Origin of the sequence: Mesopusillimonas faecipullorum, assembly GCF_020539505.1 — a bacterium.
GTDB lineage: Bacteria > Pseudomonadota > Gammaproteobacteria > Burkholderiales > Burkholderiaceae_B > Mesopusillimonas > Mesopusillimonas faecipullorum.
Map to the genome: position 1 here is coordinate 132,233 of NZ_JACDXW010000001.1, position 15,558 is coordinate 147,790.

General features: G+C 57.3%; 13 protein-coding genes. 3 read left to right on the forward strand and 10 right to left on the reverse strand.

Annotation, left to right across the window (positions count from 1 at the left end):
• Positions 1-34 precede the first annotated feature (34 nt).
• Positions 35-412 (reverse strand): RNA-binding S4 domain-containing protein, encoded by a 378-nt coding sequence (locus H0484_RS00605; RefSeq protein WP_226952487.1) that lies wholly within the window; start codon positions 410-412, stop codon positions 35-37.
• Between the two features lie 213 nt (positions 413-625).
• Between H0484_RS00605 and H0484_RS00610 the strand changes: the two genes are divergently transcribed.
• Positions 626-988 carry a DMT family protein gene (locus H0484_RS00610; RefSeq protein WP_226952488.1) on the forward strand — a complete coding sequence of 121 codons (363 nt, stop codon included), beginning with the start codon at positions 626-628 and terminating at the stop codon, positions 986-988.
• A 146-nt stretch (positions 989-1,134) separates the two neighbouring features.
• Entirely contained in the window at positions 1,135-2,106 is a 972-nt protein-coding gene (locus H0484_RS00615) for a sensor domain-containing diguanylate cyclase (protein WP_226952489.1), read from the forward strand.
• Positions 2,107-2,147: 41 nt separating this feature from the next.
• On the opposite strand, the gene H0484_RS00620 is transcribed toward H0484_RS00615, so the two are convergent.
• The 4 genes from H0484_RS00620 to H0484_RS00635 form a co-directional block, all read right to left on the reverse strand.
• Positions 2,148-2,945 carry an alpha/beta fold hydrolase gene (locus tag H0484_RS00620; protein ID WP_226952490.1) on the reverse strand — a complete coding sequence of 266 codons (798 nt, stop codon included), beginning with the start codon at positions 2,943-2,945 and terminating at the stop codon, positions 2,148-2,150.
• A 75-nt stretch (positions 2,946-3,020) separates the two neighbouring features.
• Positions 3,021-4,232, reverse strand: a complete 1,212-nt coding sequence (locus tag H0484_RS00625; protein ID WP_226952491.1) for a JmjC domain-containing protein — start codon at positions 4,230-4,232, stop codon at positions 3,021-3,023.
• The gene (gene mutS / locus H0484_RS00630; RefSeq protein WP_226952492.1) at positions 4,229-6,832 is read right to left on the reverse strand and encodes a DNA mismatch repair protein MutS; all 2,604 of its coding nucleotides are present in this window, start codon (positions 6,830-6,832) and stop codon (positions 4,229-4,231) included. Before mutS ends, H0484_RS00625 begins: the two co-directional genes overlap by 4 nt.
• A gap of 301 nt (positions 6,833-7,133) precedes the next feature.
• Positions 7,134-9,386 (reverse strand): nitric-oxide reductase large subunit, encoded by a 2,253-nt coding sequence (locus H0484_RS00635; protein ID WP_226952493.1) that lies wholly within the window; start codon positions 9,384-9,386, stop codon positions 7,134-7,136.
• 246 nt (positions 9,387-9,632) lie between these two features.
• Here H0484_RS00635 and cysG point away from each other — a divergent pair, with 246 nt between their 5' ends.
• On the forward strand, positions 9,633-11,054 hold the full coding sequence (gene cysG / locus H0484_RS00640; RefSeq protein ID WP_226952494.1) for a siroheme synthase CysG: 1,422 nt from the start codon (positions 9,633-9,635) through the stop codon (positions 11,052-11,054).
• A gap of 104 nt (positions 11,055-11,158) precedes the next feature.
• Here the strand turns inward: cysG and bamC are convergent, their stop codons facing one another.
• The 5 genes from bamC to H0484_RS00665 form a co-directional block, all read right to left on the reverse strand.
• Positions 11,159-12,292, reverse strand: coding sequence for an outer membrane protein assembly factor BamC (gene bamC, locus H0484_RS00645; RefSeq protein ID WP_226952495.1), 1,134 nt, complete (start codon positions 12,290-12,292; stop codon positions 11,159-11,161).
• A gap of 10 nt (positions 12,293-12,302) precedes the next feature.
• Entirely contained in the window at positions 12,303-13,208 is a 906-nt protein-coding gene (gene dapA / locus H0484_RS00650; protein WP_226952497.1) for a 4-hydroxy-tetrahydrodipicolinate synthase, read from the reverse strand.
• 110 nt (positions 13,209-13,318) lie between these two features.
• Entirely contained in the window at positions 13,319-13,969 is a 651-nt protein-coding gene (locus H0484_RS00655; protein ID WP_226952499.1) for a site-2 protease family protein, read from the reverse strand.
• Positions 13,970-14,046: 77 nt separating this feature from the next.
• Positions 14,047-14,673: an L-threonylcarbamoyladenylate synthase gene (locus tag H0484_RS00660; protein ID WP_226952501.1), complete on the reverse strand. Its 627-nt coding sequence runs from the start codon at positions 14,671-14,673 to the stop codon at positions 14,047-14,049.
• A gap of 51 nt (positions 14,674-14,724) precedes the next feature.
• Complete coding sequence (locus H0484_RS00665; RefSeq protein ID WP_226952502.1) at positions 14,725-15,558, reverse strand: uracil-DNA glycosylase; 834 nt, start codon at positions 15,556-15,558, stop codon at positions 14,725-14,727.

The window sequence follows — 15,558 nt, forward strand, 5'->3', positions numbered from 1 at the left end:
AGCGTCGACCAGCAAGGCAAAGCCGTCGTAGTGATCACCCTGTCAGGCGGCTTAATAAGCGGCGGTCTCGCTTGGTGGGGCGGCCCGCTTTCTGGTCCCAGGCCGGCTCTGGGGCCAGCCTGCGCATCTCGGCTGCCTGTTCGCGAGCGGCCAGGCTTTCTGGGGTTTCTTCGTATAGCAAGCGGGCAGCAGGCGCAGGGCCTCGAACCTGGCTTAACGCCACGACGCGCACCTGCTGCGCGGGCGTTTCTTTGCTTAAAGCAATCAGGTCACCGACTGCGATGTCTTTTGCCGGTTTAACGGATTGCCCATTCACTTGCACGCGCCCCTTGCCCACTTCCTCGGCTGCCAACGAACGCGTCTTGTAAAAACGCGCCGCCCACAACCATTTGTCCAAACGCATTTTGTCCATGCCGATTCCAGACTCCACTTAAGCTGCACATTGTGCCACGGAGCATTTGTCCACATCTTTTGTGTATAAGTCTGGGGGAAACCTTAGAGCAAACTTCGCAAAGCTAACAATAGTGCGGGTTTACAACAAACCGGTCACAGAAAGATCATCCGGCATAAGCTTAGGGCACAGCGAACCTAAGCTTCGTAAAATACGGCGCATCCGGAGCACGCCATGAAAACACCCATCCTTCTTCAAACCATCTTGCTGCTGACTATGTCTAATGTCTTCATGACGTTTGCTTGGTACGCACATTTGAAAGAGTTGAATTCCAAGCCTTGGCTGATTGCGGCTTTGGCCAGTTGGGGCATTGCCTTGCTGGAATACCTGTTTCAGGTGCCGGCTAATCGGATCGGCCATACGCAATACAGCGTCGCGCAGTTAAAGATGCTGCAAGAGGTCATCAGCTTGAGCGTTTTTGCCCCCTTCTCTATCTGGTATTTGCGTCAGCCGCTGAAACTGGATTACCTGTGGGCAGCCTTGTGCATTCTGGGTGCCGTGTACTTCATGTTCAGGGGCGGCGCCTCTGCCCACTGACGCCCCCTGCAGCGTGCGCTGAAGCGCTGTTTTTTGTCATATCCCTTACATAAATAGGTTATGTACCTAGCTGATGGCGCACCGTTATGGAGTATCATCATTCATCATGACAACTGCGACCGCAGACGCGTACGAAAAGCCTCTCGATGATAAACAAGGCGTTTCCAAAAAACCCCGATCAAGATGCCGAAAACTCGCCCGCAGTACCTGACAAGTCTGCGGGTTTTCAAGCGCAACTCATCCCCTTATTGTTGGCTTCTCGTCAAGGCTATGCCCTGTTCGACGAACAAGACAAACTGCAATTTGCCAACCCCGCCTTCCGTAAAGCACTTGGCCTAGGCCGAGACGAGCTCCCCAAATGGGAAGCCTTGGTGCGCCAAGCATACCGACAAGCCATAGGCATGGATATTGCCGTGGCAGAACAAGACTTTGAAGCTTGGTTGCAGGCCGCACAACTGCGGCGCGGGAAAATGCCTTACCGTAGTTACGAAGCCCGCCTGAAAGACGGGCGTTGGGCTCTGTTTACCGAAACCACCCAGGAAAATGGTTGGCTGTTATGTGTGCTGACTGACGTCTCATCTTTAGGTGATGATTGGCGCAGCTTCAAACAAGAGCGCGAGGCCGCGCTGTGTGCGGCCTTACGCGATCTTTCCACCGGCTTGAATAATCAGCGTTATGCCATGTCTTGGCTAGACAACCGGCTCAGTACCACCAAGGCCACTTCTCTTAGCGCCATCGCTCTTGATATCGATCGATTTAAACGCCTGAACGATACCTATGGCCACGACAAAGGTGACAAGGTTCTCAAGCATCTGGCGACGCATATTCAGAACCTGGCTCGGCCACACGAACTGACTGCACGCATGGATAGCGCTCAGTTGCTGTTGGTGCTGGAAGATCTGCCACCCCATATCGTTGAGCAACACATCGCGCAGCTGCTGCAAACCGTCGCGCAAGCGCTTCCTCTGCACGAACGCCCCGACCTGCGTTACACCTGTTCGGCGGGGCTGGCATTGGCCTTGCCTGGCGAATTGCCGCGCAGCCTTCTTAATCGGGCCGACCAAGCCTTGCGCCAAGCCAAAGGCCAGGGCGGCAACCGCTACATACTTGCTGAATAAGCCGGAGTCACGCGCCTGACACTCCGCTGTCAGGCGCGAGCTTACGCCGGCAACCCCGCCGCAAATTCGGTTAACAAACGCACAAACGTTTCGGGTTGTTCTATGGGCGCCAGATGGCCGGTATTCATCTGGGCATACGTCGCAGTGGGTATCAGTGCGGCAAGCGCCTGGGCATGCTGGATAGGCACCATGTGATCGTAGGTGCAACCAATCACCAAGGTAGGCTGGGTGATGCGACGCGCCTGCTCGGTCACGTCCACGATCAAGTCCAGCTCTATCTGTCGCAACATGCCTTCCCAATCGTTGCCGGTCAGCATCATTTGAAGGATGTCTTCAATTTGCTGCTGGCTCATTGCCGAGACAAAGGGCGGACTAAAGCCGCTGAGCAAGATATTTTGCGAGAACGAGCGGCGGTCAGTATGGATAAGCTTGCGCCATAACTCGAATTCCAGCTTAAGGCGTGTGTCGTCGCCACTGGCAAAACCCGCCAACAACACCACGGCACGCACCTCTTCGGGGTATTCGGCGACCAGGTAAGTGGCGATAGCAGCCCCTAAAGAATATCCCGCAAGCACATAGGGGCCTGGCCCCGCCGCTCGTGCGGCGCCCAAGACTTGCCCGGCCACCTGCGCCATGCTTAGTGCCGGAGCCGTGTCGCGAGTGCCGCCCGACCCACTGTAATTAGGGCGGATGACCTGCCACGCGGGGGTAAGAGCGGGAAGCAAATGCGCCCAGTTGGTTTGGGCATCGGCACCCGTGCCGTGTATCAGCACCAATCTTGGGCCATGGCCGTCAGACTCATATTCGACTTGGTCTTCACCAATTTTTACGTAAGCCATTTTTGCACCACCTTTGCGCTAGAGCGGGAAGTAATTTAGCAGCGCAGTCACGACTTGTCACGTGCGGCAGAGCCCCTAGTCTTTATCTGGCGCCAAGTAGTGCAGCCAGCCTTGCTCCAGCCAATCATTCAAGGCTTCGCGAGCTGCTATCGGCAGGCGCCTGACGGACGCATCCGAACAATCCAGTGCGCGTTCGTCTGCCAGACTACACATCGCTGCGCCGGCGGCAATCGAGGCTACCTCGCCATTGATATAGAGCGCTTTGCCTGAATACATCATGCGTGTGCACCGATCCAGCACCAAGCGGCCAGGCAAGGGCCAGTACTCGACAAGGTCTAGCGGGTCATCGGGAGGATCGAACCAGGCCGCCTCGGGAGGATTCGTCAGCCACATACCCAGAAAGCGCGAGGCCAGCGCTTCATCAAACCTCACTTTGTTGACGGCATCCAGGGCAAAACCTATCAGTTGATCGGGTATGCGCGCGGGTGTCGCTGTTGGCCTTTGACCGCGATCGTGATAGTTGCCCTCAAGGCGGGCACCGGGCAAAACGGGGTGGCCATACAGCCCCCCTGCCTCACCGGCACGCGCCATCACTTGATCTGCGGCAGCCTCAAGCAAGCCATGAGCCAAGGTGGCTCGTCCAGCGGTTCTAAAGCCTATGGAGATGGTCATGCAGTCACCCCGGGCGATTCCGTCGTGCGCCACATGCGGCGGCAAATACAGCATGTCGCCCGGTTCCAGCACGTAGGTGTCTTCCGCCTGAAAATTTTTCAGTATTTTCAAGGGCAAGCCAGGCGTCAGGCTCAGATCGCTCTGCTGGCTGATGCGCCACTCACGTTTGCCATGTGCCTGAAGCAGGAAGACATCGTAACTATCGAAATGGGGCCCTACTCCGCCGCCGTCCGAGGCAATACTGATCATGGCGTCGTCAAGACGAGCATCACCAATAAAGCGAAACCTATGCAGCAATTCGGCCATGCGGTCGTCATGCAAATCCACGCTTTGCGCCAAAACCGTCCAGTCAGGGCGCTTCATGGCGGGGAGCCGCTGAAACGGCCCTTGCTTCATATTCCAACCTTGTTCGTCGCGCCAAATCAGCCTGGATTCGACTTCTTCGCGTTTCACCAGCTGACGGATGTCTTGAATGGACAAAGCCGGTCGAAAACCGGGAATCGCCTGGCGAATCAACAAAGGCTTACGCTGCCAGTACTCGCGCATAAACCGCTGGGGGCTGATGCCGCCTAGCAAAGTCAAAGGCTGGCTCAGCTTGTCTTGAGGGGAGTTCATGCGTGGTCTTGTAAAAGTTGGTAGAGCAAAGCGTGAGCCTCACGCGGACTGAGCTGATCGGGGTCTATGGAAGCAAACGCCTCATGCAAGGCCAAAGCCTTCTGAAGCTGCTCTGAAGGGGCTGGCACCGACGCTTCAGGCTCGACAGTGTCTTCGACTGGTGGCGCCGAAAACAAATCCAATTGTGGCGTGGATTCTCCCTGCGCCTCTAACTGCGCCAATTCACGGGTGGCATGGCGAATCACACTGGCCGGAATACCTGCGCGCTGAGCCACCTGGATACCATAGCTGCGGCTGGCTGGCCCTGGTCGGACTTCGTGCAGGAAAACAATGCCGCCGGCGGAGTCTGTCGCCGCCAAGTGCACGTTGGCGGCACCCTCGACTTGCGCCGCCAAGCGCGTGATTTCGAAGTAATGCGTGGCAAACAAGGTCAGCGAAAGATTATGCGAGAGCAGACGATGCGCAATGGCCCATGCCAGGGCCAAGCCATCATACGTAGAGGTGCCCCGCCCTATCTCATCCATCAACACCAGACTTTGCGAGGTGCTGGCGGCAAGAATGGCGGCGGTTTCCGTCATCTCCATCATGAAGGTAGAGCGTCCACCTGCCAGATCGTCAGCAGCCCCAATACGCGTAAAGATGCGATCAAGCTCACCAATGCGTGCTTGTTTAGCAGGCACGAAACTTCCGGTACGCGCCAGCAGAGCGATCAGCGCCACCTGCCGCATATAAGTAGACTTACCGCCCATATTGGGCCCGGTAATCAGCAACATGCGCCGCGCAGGGGTGAGCTCGCAATCGTTGGGGGTGAAACGCTCTATGCTGTTTTCCACCACCGGATGACGCCCCGCTTCTATCGTGATTTCGGGCGCGCTCGACAGTTCAGGCGCCACCCAATCGTTGCGTCGCGCATGTTCGGCGAGCGAGGCCAACACATCCACTTGCGCCAAGGCACGCGCGCACTCGGACAAGGCCGGTACGTGCGGGTTCAGAACATCGAGCACCTGCTCGAACAACCATTTTTCGCGGGCCAGGCTGCGATCCTTGGCCGACAGCACCTTGTCTTCCCACTCTTTCAGCTCTGGGGTAATGAAGCGCTCGGCATTCTTCAGTGTTTGACGCCGGCGGTAGTCCACGGGGACTTTGTCGGCCTGCCCTTTGCTGACTTCTATGAAAAAACCATGGACGCGGTTGTACTCGACCTTAAGATTGGGAATGCCGGTACGTGTACGTTCCCGCGCTTCCAACTCAAGCAGAAAATCGCCGCTATCGCTGGCCAGGCGACGCAAAGTGTCTAGTTCTTCATCAAAACCTTGGGCGATGACGCCACCATCACGCACCTGTAGCGCAGGCTCGGGCGCAATGGCTTGTGCCAGGCAATCGGAAAGGGCTTGGGGCAGTACCAAGAGCTTAGCCAAGTGCTCAAGCCGCCCAGTGGACACAAACGAGGTTTGCAAGACCGCCACCAAGGCCGGCAACTGTGCCAGGGCATCACGCAAGCTGGCTAGTTCGCGTGGGCGCACGGATCGCAGCGCGATACGCGTGGCAATGCGTTCGACGTCGGGCAGGCGGCGCAAGACCTGCTGAAGCGCATCCAAGCCGGTGCGCACCTGTAAGGGGTCTGCCTGGGCATCGTCCAGCAAAGCCGCGATAGCCTGCTGTCTGGCAAGCACTTCGGCGTTGTCGCGCAAAGGGTGGTGCAACCAATGCCGCAGCAAGCGACTGCCCATGGGCGTATGGCAGTGATCAAGCGTAGAGAACAAGGTGGGGCTGTCTTCACCTGACAAGGTGCGAGTGAGTTCTAGATTCTTACGCGTGACTGGATCCAGCACTACATATTCGCCGGCCTGATCCACACGTATGGCTTGAATGTGGCTAAGCGCCTGGCTTTGAGTCTGGCTGACGTAGTAAAGCAATGCCCCTGCCGCGCAAGTGGCTGCCGGCATATCGGCCATGCCAAAACTGGCGACCGAGTCGATCTCGAAATGCTTAAGCAGCAGGCGATTGGCCGCGTCCAGCTCGAAATGCCAGTCGGGCAAACTGCTGAGCGTGCAATCCAGTTGGCTGGAGACGTTCTGTTTTTCGGCATGCAGCAGCTCTGCCGGGGCAACGCGGTATAGCTCGGACTCAAGCATCTCGGGCGCGCACTCAGTTACCTGAAAGCTGCCATTGGCCAGGTTCATCCAAGCCAAGCCCACTCTATGTTCGCGCCCCAGACGCGCATGCCACATAGCCGCGATCAGGCGATCGGCCTTGGCCGGCAACAAGGCATCATCCGTCAGGGTGCCTGGCGTTACCAAGCGCACGATCTGGCGCTCTACCGGCCCCTTGCTGGTTGCGGGGTCGCCGATCTGTTCACATATGGCGATGGATTCTCCCAAAGCCACAAGACGCGCCAAATAACCTTCCAGTGAATGGAAAGGCACACCCGCCATGGGAATGGGCTCTCCGGCTGACGAACCGCGTTTGGTCAGGGTCAGGTTGAGCATACGCGCCGCTCTCTCGGCATCGTCGTAGAACAGCTCGTAGAAATCCCCCATGCGATACAGCAGCAAATGCTTGCCCGCTTGCTTCTTCAGCGTCAAATATTGACGCATCATGGGGGTGTGATTTTCTAGGCTGGTATCTGGAGAGCCTTGGTCTGTCTCGCTAAACCCTTGTCCTACCTTGCTCTGCGCCTGACTGACCACTCTTGCCCTCTTTCAATTGGAACTCAAAAACCTAACAAAACCCAGCCATACTTGGTACTTCAGTGTAGGTTATTGGGGCTTTTGAGAAATCTACCTAGCGTGTTTGCTGAGCCGCACGCCACTATTGTAATGGGTAGGAACTACGGCTTTAATTACAAAGCAAGCAAAAGGTCTTCCCCCATGCCGGGCGGGTACCAAGGAAACCGGGGTGCTACATACGCCGTGGGCGGGTGTACAGGCCGATCACCACCTGCCAGGCCACCGCCAGCGCACCTACGATAAAGACTACGTCACCGAAGGTGCGTACCCAGCGCAGCGTTTGCAGCAAGTCTTGCTGCATGAAGGCCTCGCTACGAGCATACCAAAGGCCTTCACTGACACTAGCGTGAAACTGCAACAAGCCTATGGGCAGCAAGCTGGTGAAGACCATCAGCACCAAGCCCAGGTTAAGCCCCCAGAAACCGGTTTTCATCAGACCTTCGTGCAAGCGCAAGTCGGGCCGTACATAACGCAGCACCAGCAAAACGAAACCTATCGCTAAAAAGCCGTACACCCCGAACAAGGCGGTGTGAGCATGCACCGGTGTCGTGTTCAGGCCTTGTATGTAGTACAGGGAGATGGGCGGATTGATCATGAATCCAAAAACGCCCGCACCCAGCATATTCCAGAAGGCCACGGCGACAAAGCACATCAGCGGCCACTTCAGCAGGCGCATCCAATCGACACGGTCCCCCAAACGCCAGTTTTCCCAAGCGTCGTAGCCCAGCACAATCAGCGGTACGACTTCGAGCGCACTGAAACTGGCGCCTACAGCCATGACGGGCGTGGTTGTGCCAGAGAAGTACAAGTGATGGAAAGTGCCCGGCACGCCGCCCAGCAGAAACAGCGACGCCGAAGCTAAGCTGGCCGCAGTGGCCATACGATGCGAGACCAGACCCATGGTAGAAAACACAAATGCAAGAGCCGTGGTCGCAAAGACTTCAAAAAAGCCCTCTACCCAAAGATGCACTACCCACCAGCGCCAGTACTCCATCACCGAAAGGTGGGTGCGCTCACCGTAGAAAAAGCCCGCACCGTAGAACAAACCAATGGCAACCACCGAACAGGTCAGCAAAACCAGCAGGTTTTTATCGGTATTGCCGGGTTTGGCTAAAGCGGGAACAATGGCTCGCAGCATCAGCACCAGCCAGAAGGCAATACCCGCGAATTTGCCTATTTGCCACAAACGACCCAAGTCTACGTATTCGTAACCCTGGTGGCCCAACCAGAAGTTGAGGTGCTCGGGCATGACTTGTGCAATCGCCAGGTATTGGCCGATGAAAGACCCCACAACCACCAACACCAAAGCCCAAAACAGGACATCAACGCCCAGCTTCTGATAGGCAGGATCTTTACCACCGTAGATAAGAGGTGCCAGGAACAAACCCACGGCAAGAAAACCGGTAGCGATCCAGAATAAGGCGCTTTGTATATGCCAGGTACGCACCAAGGCATAAGGAAACCATTGCGAGACATCTACCCCGTAAAACTGCTGCCCTTCTACCGTGTAGTGAGCAGTGAAACCGCCTATGAATACCTGGAAGACGAATAGGGCGACAACGAGAAAAAGGTATTTGCCCAGGGCTCGCTGCGAAGGCGTCAAGCCAGCGGCAAGCAGAGGGTCGCGCGCCGGCGGCGTTGGCGCGGCTTCGTCGTGACGACGCAGAAAAGCCCATCCCCAGATCAGAAAGCCCAGGCCTGCCAGCAAGATGACTACACTGAGGATAGACCAGACGACGTTTTCGGTGCTGGGATGATTACCAACCAGCGGTTCGTGCGGCCAGTTATTGGTATAGGTGACTTGCTGCCCCGGTCTTTCGGTAGCAGCCGCCCACGCTGTCCAGAAAAAGAACTGCGTCAACTGCTCGCGCCGCTCGGCGCTGGGCAGGGTGTCCTCTTTCATGGCGAAGCTTTCGCGGCTTTTGCGCAAGCTGGGATCGGCAGAAAAGAGTTTGTCGTAATAAGAGGCCACTTCAGCCATGGCCTGGGCACGACGTTCGGACACCGTCAGTACGCCAGTAGCCGCGTCGGTGCGATTCGCCCGGTACTCTTGCTTGAGCTGTTCGCGCAATACGACTTGTGCCTCAGGCCCGAGCTCCTGGTAAGACTTCCCGTATTCTTGCTGAGCAGCAAGCTCCAGCCAAGCGGTGAGCTCGCGATGTAGCCAGTCGGCTGTCCAGTCGGGTGCCTGGTAAGCACCATGCCCCCAAATGGAGCCCAGTTGCATGCCCCCTACAGACTGCCATGCGGTCTGGCCATCGAGAATGGTTTCTTTGCCGAATAAAGGCGTACCGTTGGCCGTTACCACCTGCTCTGGTATGGGCGGCGCTTGTCTATAGATTTCCCCGCCGTAAAACCCCAGTACGGAAAACGTAATGATCAGAATCCCGATCAAGGTAAACCATAGTTTTCGGTATGGCCCCATAGCAATCCCCAATGCCTTTGAATTTTATATGCATGCAGAATACATCAAATGCGAAGCATGCACGTACTCTTCTGAGCTGTAATTGATCTGGGTCAATAGCGCTGATAACCTAAAAACATCTAAATAGGACCGCTAAATACTTTTGGTCATAAAGACATGAATAAGCTTTCGTTGGGTAAGCCAGCCAGCCTACCTACAATGCCAGGGTGACTCACTTTACGGCCCTGCCGTTTAACGCTTCCTGCCATGACGCTGTTTCCCATCTTCGCTCAACTTACCGGCAAACCCGTACTCGTCGTAGGGGGCGGTAGTGTGGCCGAACGCAAGGCGCAAAGCCTGCTGCGTGCGGGCGCTTTGGTACGAGTCGGCGCGCCCACGCTTACCCCTGCCTTAAGCGAACTCGCCTCTCAGGGGCGCATAAGCTGGCTAGCGGGCAATTTCGTACCTGGCTGGTTAGACGACGTGTGGTTGGTCATCGCAGCCACCTCGGACAACGAACTGAATGCTCAGGTCGCCAAGCTGGCGGAAGAAGCTCGCATATGGGCTAACGTGGTGGATGATCCCGCCAACTGCAGTTTTCATGTGCCGGCCATCGTTGATCGCTCCCCCGTCACTATTGCCATTTCTTCGGGCGGTCATGCCCCCGTGTTGGCTCGCCGTATTCGTGAAAAGCTGGAAACCTTGATCGATCACTCAACGGGCAGCTTGGCCGCATTGGTAGCCCGATACCGTGAAGTCATACGGAAAGCTCACCCTCAGCTTTCGGGGCGCCGTGGTTTTTATGACTGGCTGATAGACGGCCCCGTCGGCGGCGCCTTGCGCAGCCAACAGCCCGAACACGCCGAAACTTTGCTGCAACAAGCACTGAAGCAGCCCCAAGCGCCAGCCGTCGGTAAAGTGATACTGGTCAGTGCCGGCCCCGGTGATCCTGGCTTATTGACTCTTAAAGCCTTGCGCGCCTTGAATGAAGCCGATGTCATTCTGTATGACCGCTTGGTCAGCCAAGACGTGCTCGACTTGGCGCGCCGGGACGCCGATCTTGTATATGTGGGCAAGTCGCCCGGCGAAAATCATCATCAAACGCAAGAACGCATTCATCAGGCGATGATCGATCATGCTCGCGCTGGGCGTAAAGTTGTGCGTCTGAAGGGGGGCGACGCCTTTATCTTTGGCCGCGGCGGGGAAGAACTAGCCGTACTGGCCGAACAGGGCATCGCCTACGAGGTCGTTCCAGGCGTTACCGCCGCCATCGCTTGCGCCGCCTATGCAGGTATCCCCCTGACGCACAGACATGTGTCTCAAGGCCTGCACCTGCTAACCGCTCATAGCGCCTTGGCACAAGACCAGCCCGATTGGGCCTCACTGGCACGAGAGAAACAAACCCTGGGTTTCTATATGGGCGTGACGCAACTACCCGAAGTGGTGCGTCAACTGATAGGCCACGGTATGCGCCCCGACATGCCGTTCGCCTTAATAGAGAACGGCTCACGGCCCGGTCAGCGCACCCTGACAGGCAAGCTGGAAGACCTTGAGCATCTGGCCCGAGAGCATGCCATGCAGGCCCCTTCTTTATTGCTGATAGGCGAAGTGGTGCGATTGTCCGAGCAACTTCACTGGTTCGGTCAACGATACGATCATTTAAGCGAAGCCGTACTTGAAGCCGCCTGATAAGCGGTTTTCCGTACCAGCAAGCCATTAAAAAACCGCGCCCCAAAGATAGGCAAAGTGCCAGTCTTTGGGGGCGCGGTTTTTTGCGCCCGTACTGTTTTTGCTTACGGCTGCTGCATGGACTCTGCCAGCACAGAGATAATGCGGCGTGCCGTTTCAGACGTGTCGGGTTGACCTTGCTGATCACGGATGCTGACTTCGGAGTTACCGCCTTGATCACTGACGTGCACGCGATAGACTTCGGCTTCGGAAGTGTTTTTAGTACCGAACAGACGGCCAAAGAAGTTGGGCTGTTCGATTTTGCGGCCCGTGTCGGTATCGAGATAGCGTATGAAGTAATCGCCGGTGGAACGATCGCGGTCGTCGACGGAGAAGCCGGCGGAATCAATGGCTATACCCACACGGCGCCATGCGCGGTCAAACGGCTCGTTTAGCGTAAGCGTGGCCTGATCGGTGGCCTGGGTGACTTGAGCCGAGCCAGGGGCTTTTTCGGCTTGGGTGACCAGTTGCTGCGCACGCTGGACATCGGTGCCCAGGAACACCATGAGGCGAGCCAGCATGGCGGCGTTCAGGCCTGGGTCTTCGCGACCCTCGACCCATTTGAAGCCGGTATTATCCGCAGTGCCGGTTTCGACCATTTGATCGTGGCTGATGTAGACTTCGGTCGTACCGTTGACGCGTTCCAGACGCGTGCGGAAGCGTTCGCGCTCGCCGCTGTCGTACACGGAATCCAGGATGAAGCCAAGCGCGCTTTTGATCCAGCCTTCGGGGATCTTGGCCCGGTTTTCCGCCCAGTCGGTTTCCATGATGCCGGCGCGCGGGTCTTGGGAGTGAATCGTAAAACCTTGCTCGCCCCAGAAATCCACCACCAGCGGGAAGACGGTTTCGGCTGGCATATCGACAGACAACCAGCGCATGTTGCCGTCGCGCATGACACGTACTTTATCGTTGGTGGGCAAGACATTGACTTGGCCGCTGGCATTGGCCTGAGCCTGAGCTTGCGTCTGTTGCGCGTACTGACTGTAGCTGGTTGTGCCTTCGGGCGCACGATAAGGCGCGTTCGCCCCTACCTGAGTCAGGTCGGGAGGAATAGACAAAGGATTGCCCGAGCCAGGCGACACGCTGCGATAATCCACAGATTCTTCTTGGCTGACCCACTGGTTCAACTGGCTGCAACCGCTTAGCGCCAAACTGCCCAGCGCTGCGACAGTGGCGATACGTAAAGTGTTTTTGCGCATATTCATCATTTCAGATCAGGCCTGATTCTTGTAAGGCATGGCGCACCACGGCGTGGTGGGCCTCGCTCAGAGAGGTGAGGGGCAGGCGGTAGCCAAGGCGAGTCAGGCCCATTTCGGCCAGAGCCCACTTGACGGGGATGGGGTTGGACTCGATGAACAGAACTTTGTTCAGTACCTGCAAGCGAGCGTCGAGACGACGGGTTTCGGCAAGATCGCCGGCCAGCGCAGCCGCGCACATGTCGTGCATAAGCTTGGGAGCCACATTGGCCGTGACCGAAATATTGCCCTGCGCACCCAGTAGCAACAGGGCCGCAGCGGTGGCGTCGTCGCCACTGAAAACCTGGAAGGCTTCGGGTTTGGTGTACAGCAGACGAGCGCCGCGGGCAATATCCCCGGTAGCGTCTTTGACACCTACGATACCTGGCACCTGCGCCAGACGCAGGATGGTGTCGTTGGACATATCGGCCACCGTGCGCCCAGGCACGTTGTAGACGATGAGGGGTAAGTCTACCGCTTCAGCGGAAGTCTTGAAGTGTTGGTACAAGCCCTCTTGGGTGGGCTTGTTGTAATAAGGCACGACTGATAAACCCGCCGCAGCGCCGGATTCGCGAGCGTATTGGGCAAGCTCTATGGCTTCGGCGGTGGAGTTACCCCCCACCCCGGCAATCACGGGTATGCGCCCCGCCGAAACTTCAACCGTTACCCGGATGATTTCGGCATGTTCTTCCATGTTGACAGTAGGGGACTCGCCAGTGGTACCAACCGCTACGATGGCATCGGTGCCTTGCTGCACGTGCCAATCGATGAGTTTTTTGTACGCAGGGTAATCCAGGCTACCGTCGGGATGCATGGGTGTGACCAAGGCCACCATGCTGCCCCGAAAAATGGGGGTTGCTGAATCTGCTGCGCTAGCCATGATGAAATTACTCCGAGCGGGACAAGCCGACTGCGCGTACGCGCGCTTTGATAAATCGTGTAAGTTTACCGGATTCGTCGCCCGATGGCTGACGTCTGGTGAGGATGCCGCTATAAAAACCAGCGCACGATGCTTTGACCGAAGCTGAGCAAGGGGCCCAGCGCCACCCACAACACCCCGGTAAGCATCAGCACGATAAGAATGATCATGCCATAGGGTTCAATGCGGGCGTATTTCCAGGCCAGCGAATGTGGTAACAAGCTGAACACAATGCGCCCTCCATCTAGCGGCGGCAGTGGAAAGAGGTTCAAGGCCATCAACACCAGATTGACCTGGATGCCGGCTATGCTCATCTGTACCCAGAAATTCTGGGCGTTCAAACCCGAGTCGGCCAGTAGGCGCAGGCTGATGGCCCAGAGTATGGCCATGACCAGGTTTGAGGCCGGGCCGGCCAAGGCGACCCACAGCATGTCTTGCTTGGGCTTACGCAGGCGCCCCCAGTCGACCGGTACGGGTTTGGCCCAGCCGAACAACATGCCGGCCCCCCCCATAAGCTTGGTAGAAAACAGAAGCACCAAGGGCACGACTATGGTGCCGACAGGGTCGATATGCCGGATGGGATTCAAGCTGACGCGCCCCGCCTGATAGGCGGTGGGGTCGCCGAACATACGTGCCACATAGCCATGGGCGGCCTCGTGCAAGGTAATGCCGAACAGCACGGGCAAAGCGTAGACGGTAATGGTTTGAATCAAAGATTCCATGTTTTAATCCGCGCCCATGATCAGGCGGCAATGTTGCGTGCAAAAGAAATGCCTCTTGCACGCGGGAAAGCACGATTCTACGACAAGCCCAGCACGGAGGCGTCGCCGGCGCCCTGACGGACGATAAGGGGCTCCTCGCCACTCAAATCAATAACAGTAGTGGGCTTGAGCGGGCAGGCGCCGCTATCGATGACCGCATCCAGTTGACCCGCGTAGCGCTGATGGATGAGTTCCGGGTCGTTAAGCGGCTCTTCTTCCCCATCGGGAATCAGCGTTGTCGACATCAGCACCGAGCCCACGCATTCCAACAAAGCCAGGGTGACATTGTGGTCGGGCACGCGTATGCCTATGGTTTTGCGGGAAGGATGCGACACCCGGCGAGGCACATCCCGGGTTGCCTCCAGGATGAAAGTCCAGGGCCCGGGTGTGGCCAGTTTCAGCAGCCGGTACTGTTTGTTATCGACGCGGGCAAACTGGCCAATTTCGGCCAGGTCTCGGCACAGCAGCGTCAGGTGATGACGCTCATCTAGGCCCCGAATGCGCCTGAGTTTATCGGCAGCCGTTTTGTCGTCCAGCTTGGCCACCACGGCGTAGCTGGAGTCGGTTGGCACCGCAACCAAACCACCCTGTTCAATAAATTGTGCAGCCTGCTTAAGCAAGCGTACCTGGGGATTCTGCGGATGCACGGTAAACAGTTGGGTCATCTCTGGTCTCCCATGGAATGGAATAAAGGTAAAAACCGCGGCAACTGACGGCTAATTGTCGCAAGGCCCTGGCAGATCGGGTTCGGCCAAACGGGCATCGGTATCCATGTGCGTAGCCGAAGCCTTTTGGCCAGCCGCTGGCGTGCGGTTATCCAGCCAGTCTATACCTGCAACCCCCTCGGCGGCCAACCATTCGTTGGCCGCGCGAAAGTGACCGCACCCGATAAAAGGCCGAGGCGGGCGCAAGGCTGACAAGGGCGAGGGATGGTTGGACTTGAGCACGCATACCCGCCCTGCCCCCTGCGTTTGCTCGATCAAGGCCTGCTTAGACTGAGCATGCGCTCCCCAAAGCAAAAACACCTTGGGCCCAGGCATACGCAACACATGCGCCAGAATCGCGTCGGTAACGGTTTCCCATCCCATCTTGGCATGCGAGCCCGCCTGATGCGCCTGAACGGTCAGCGAGGTGTTCAGCAACAGCACCCCCTGCCTTGCCCAACGTATCAAGCTGTTGCGCTGGGGAGTAAAACTTTCGGGATATTCTTTATGCAGCTCAGCAAAAATATTGCGCAGGCTGGGAGGAATGGCGCAAGCATCGGGCACCGAGAAAGCCAGCCCTTGAGCTTGGTTAGGCCCGTGATAAGGGTCTTGCCCCAAAATGACCACCCTGACGTCTTCTGGGGCGGTCTCGAGCAAAGCACGAAACGGCCTAAGCGGAAACACCGTCACGCCGGCTTGCAGGCGCTCGTCGAGAAATGCGCTGAGTCTGCTCAGCACGTGCTTAACGTCGGCGCTGTCAAAGGCGGCTCGCCAACCATGGGGCAAGGCTTCGAGATGCGCGAGCAGGTTTCCCTGAAAAGCGTTGTCTACCGTTGCTTCAGTCAT

Excerpts from the sequence above, each read along its gene's own strand:
- H0484_RS00615 (WP_226952489.1), top strand. The coding sequence starts at position 1,135 with ATGATAAACAAGGCGTTTCCAAAAAACCCCGATCAAGATGCCGAAAAC.
- H0484_RS00625 (WP_226952491.1), bottom strand. The coding sequence starts at position 4,232 with ATGAACTCCCCTCAAGACAAGCTGAGCCAGCCTTTGACTTTGCTAGGC.
- bamC (WP_226952495.1), bottom strand. The coding sequence starts at position 12,292 with ATGCGCAAAAACACTTTACGTATCGCCACTGTCGCAGCGCTGGGCAGT.
- mutS (WP_226952492.1), bottom strand. The coding sequence starts at position 6,832 with ATGATGCGTCAATATTTGACGCTGAAGAAGCAAGCGGGCAAGCATTTG.
- H0484_RS00665 (WP_226952502.1), bottom strand. The coding sequence starts at position 15,558 with ATGACTGAAGCAACGGTAGACAACGCTTTTCAGGGAAACCTGCTCGCG.
- dapA (WP_226952497.1), bottom strand. The coding sequence starts at position 13,208 with ATGGCTAGCGCAGCAGATTCAGCAACCCCCATTTTTCGGGGCAGCATG.
- H0484_RS00620 (WP_226952490.1), bottom strand. The coding sequence starts at position 2,945 with ATGGCTTACGTAAAAATTGGTGAAGACCAAGTCGAATATGAGTCTGAC.
- H0484_RS00635 (WP_226952493.1), bottom strand. The coding sequence starts at position 9,386 with ATGGGGCCATACCGAAAACTATGGTTTACCTTGATCGGGATTCTGATC.
- H0484_RS00655 (WP_226952499.1), bottom strand. The coding sequence starts at position 13,969 with ATGGAATCTTTGATTCAAACCATTACCGTCTACGCTTTGCCCGTGCTG.
- cysG (WP_226952494.1), top strand. The coding sequence starts at position 9,633 with ATGACGCTGTTTCCCATCTTCGCTCAACTTACCGGCAAACCCGTACTC.
- H0484_RS00610 (WP_226952488.1), top strand. The coding sequence starts at position 626 with ATGAAAACACCCATCCTTCTTCAAACCATCTTGCTGCTGACTATGTCT.
- H0484_RS00660 (WP_226952501.1), bottom strand. The coding sequence starts at position 14,673 with ATGACCCAACTGTTTACCGTGCATCCGCAGAATCCCCAGGTACGCTTG.
- H0484_RS00605 (WP_226952487.1), bottom strand. The coding sequence starts at position 412 with ATGGACAAAATGCGTTTGGACAAATGGTTGTGGGCGGCGCGTTTTTAC.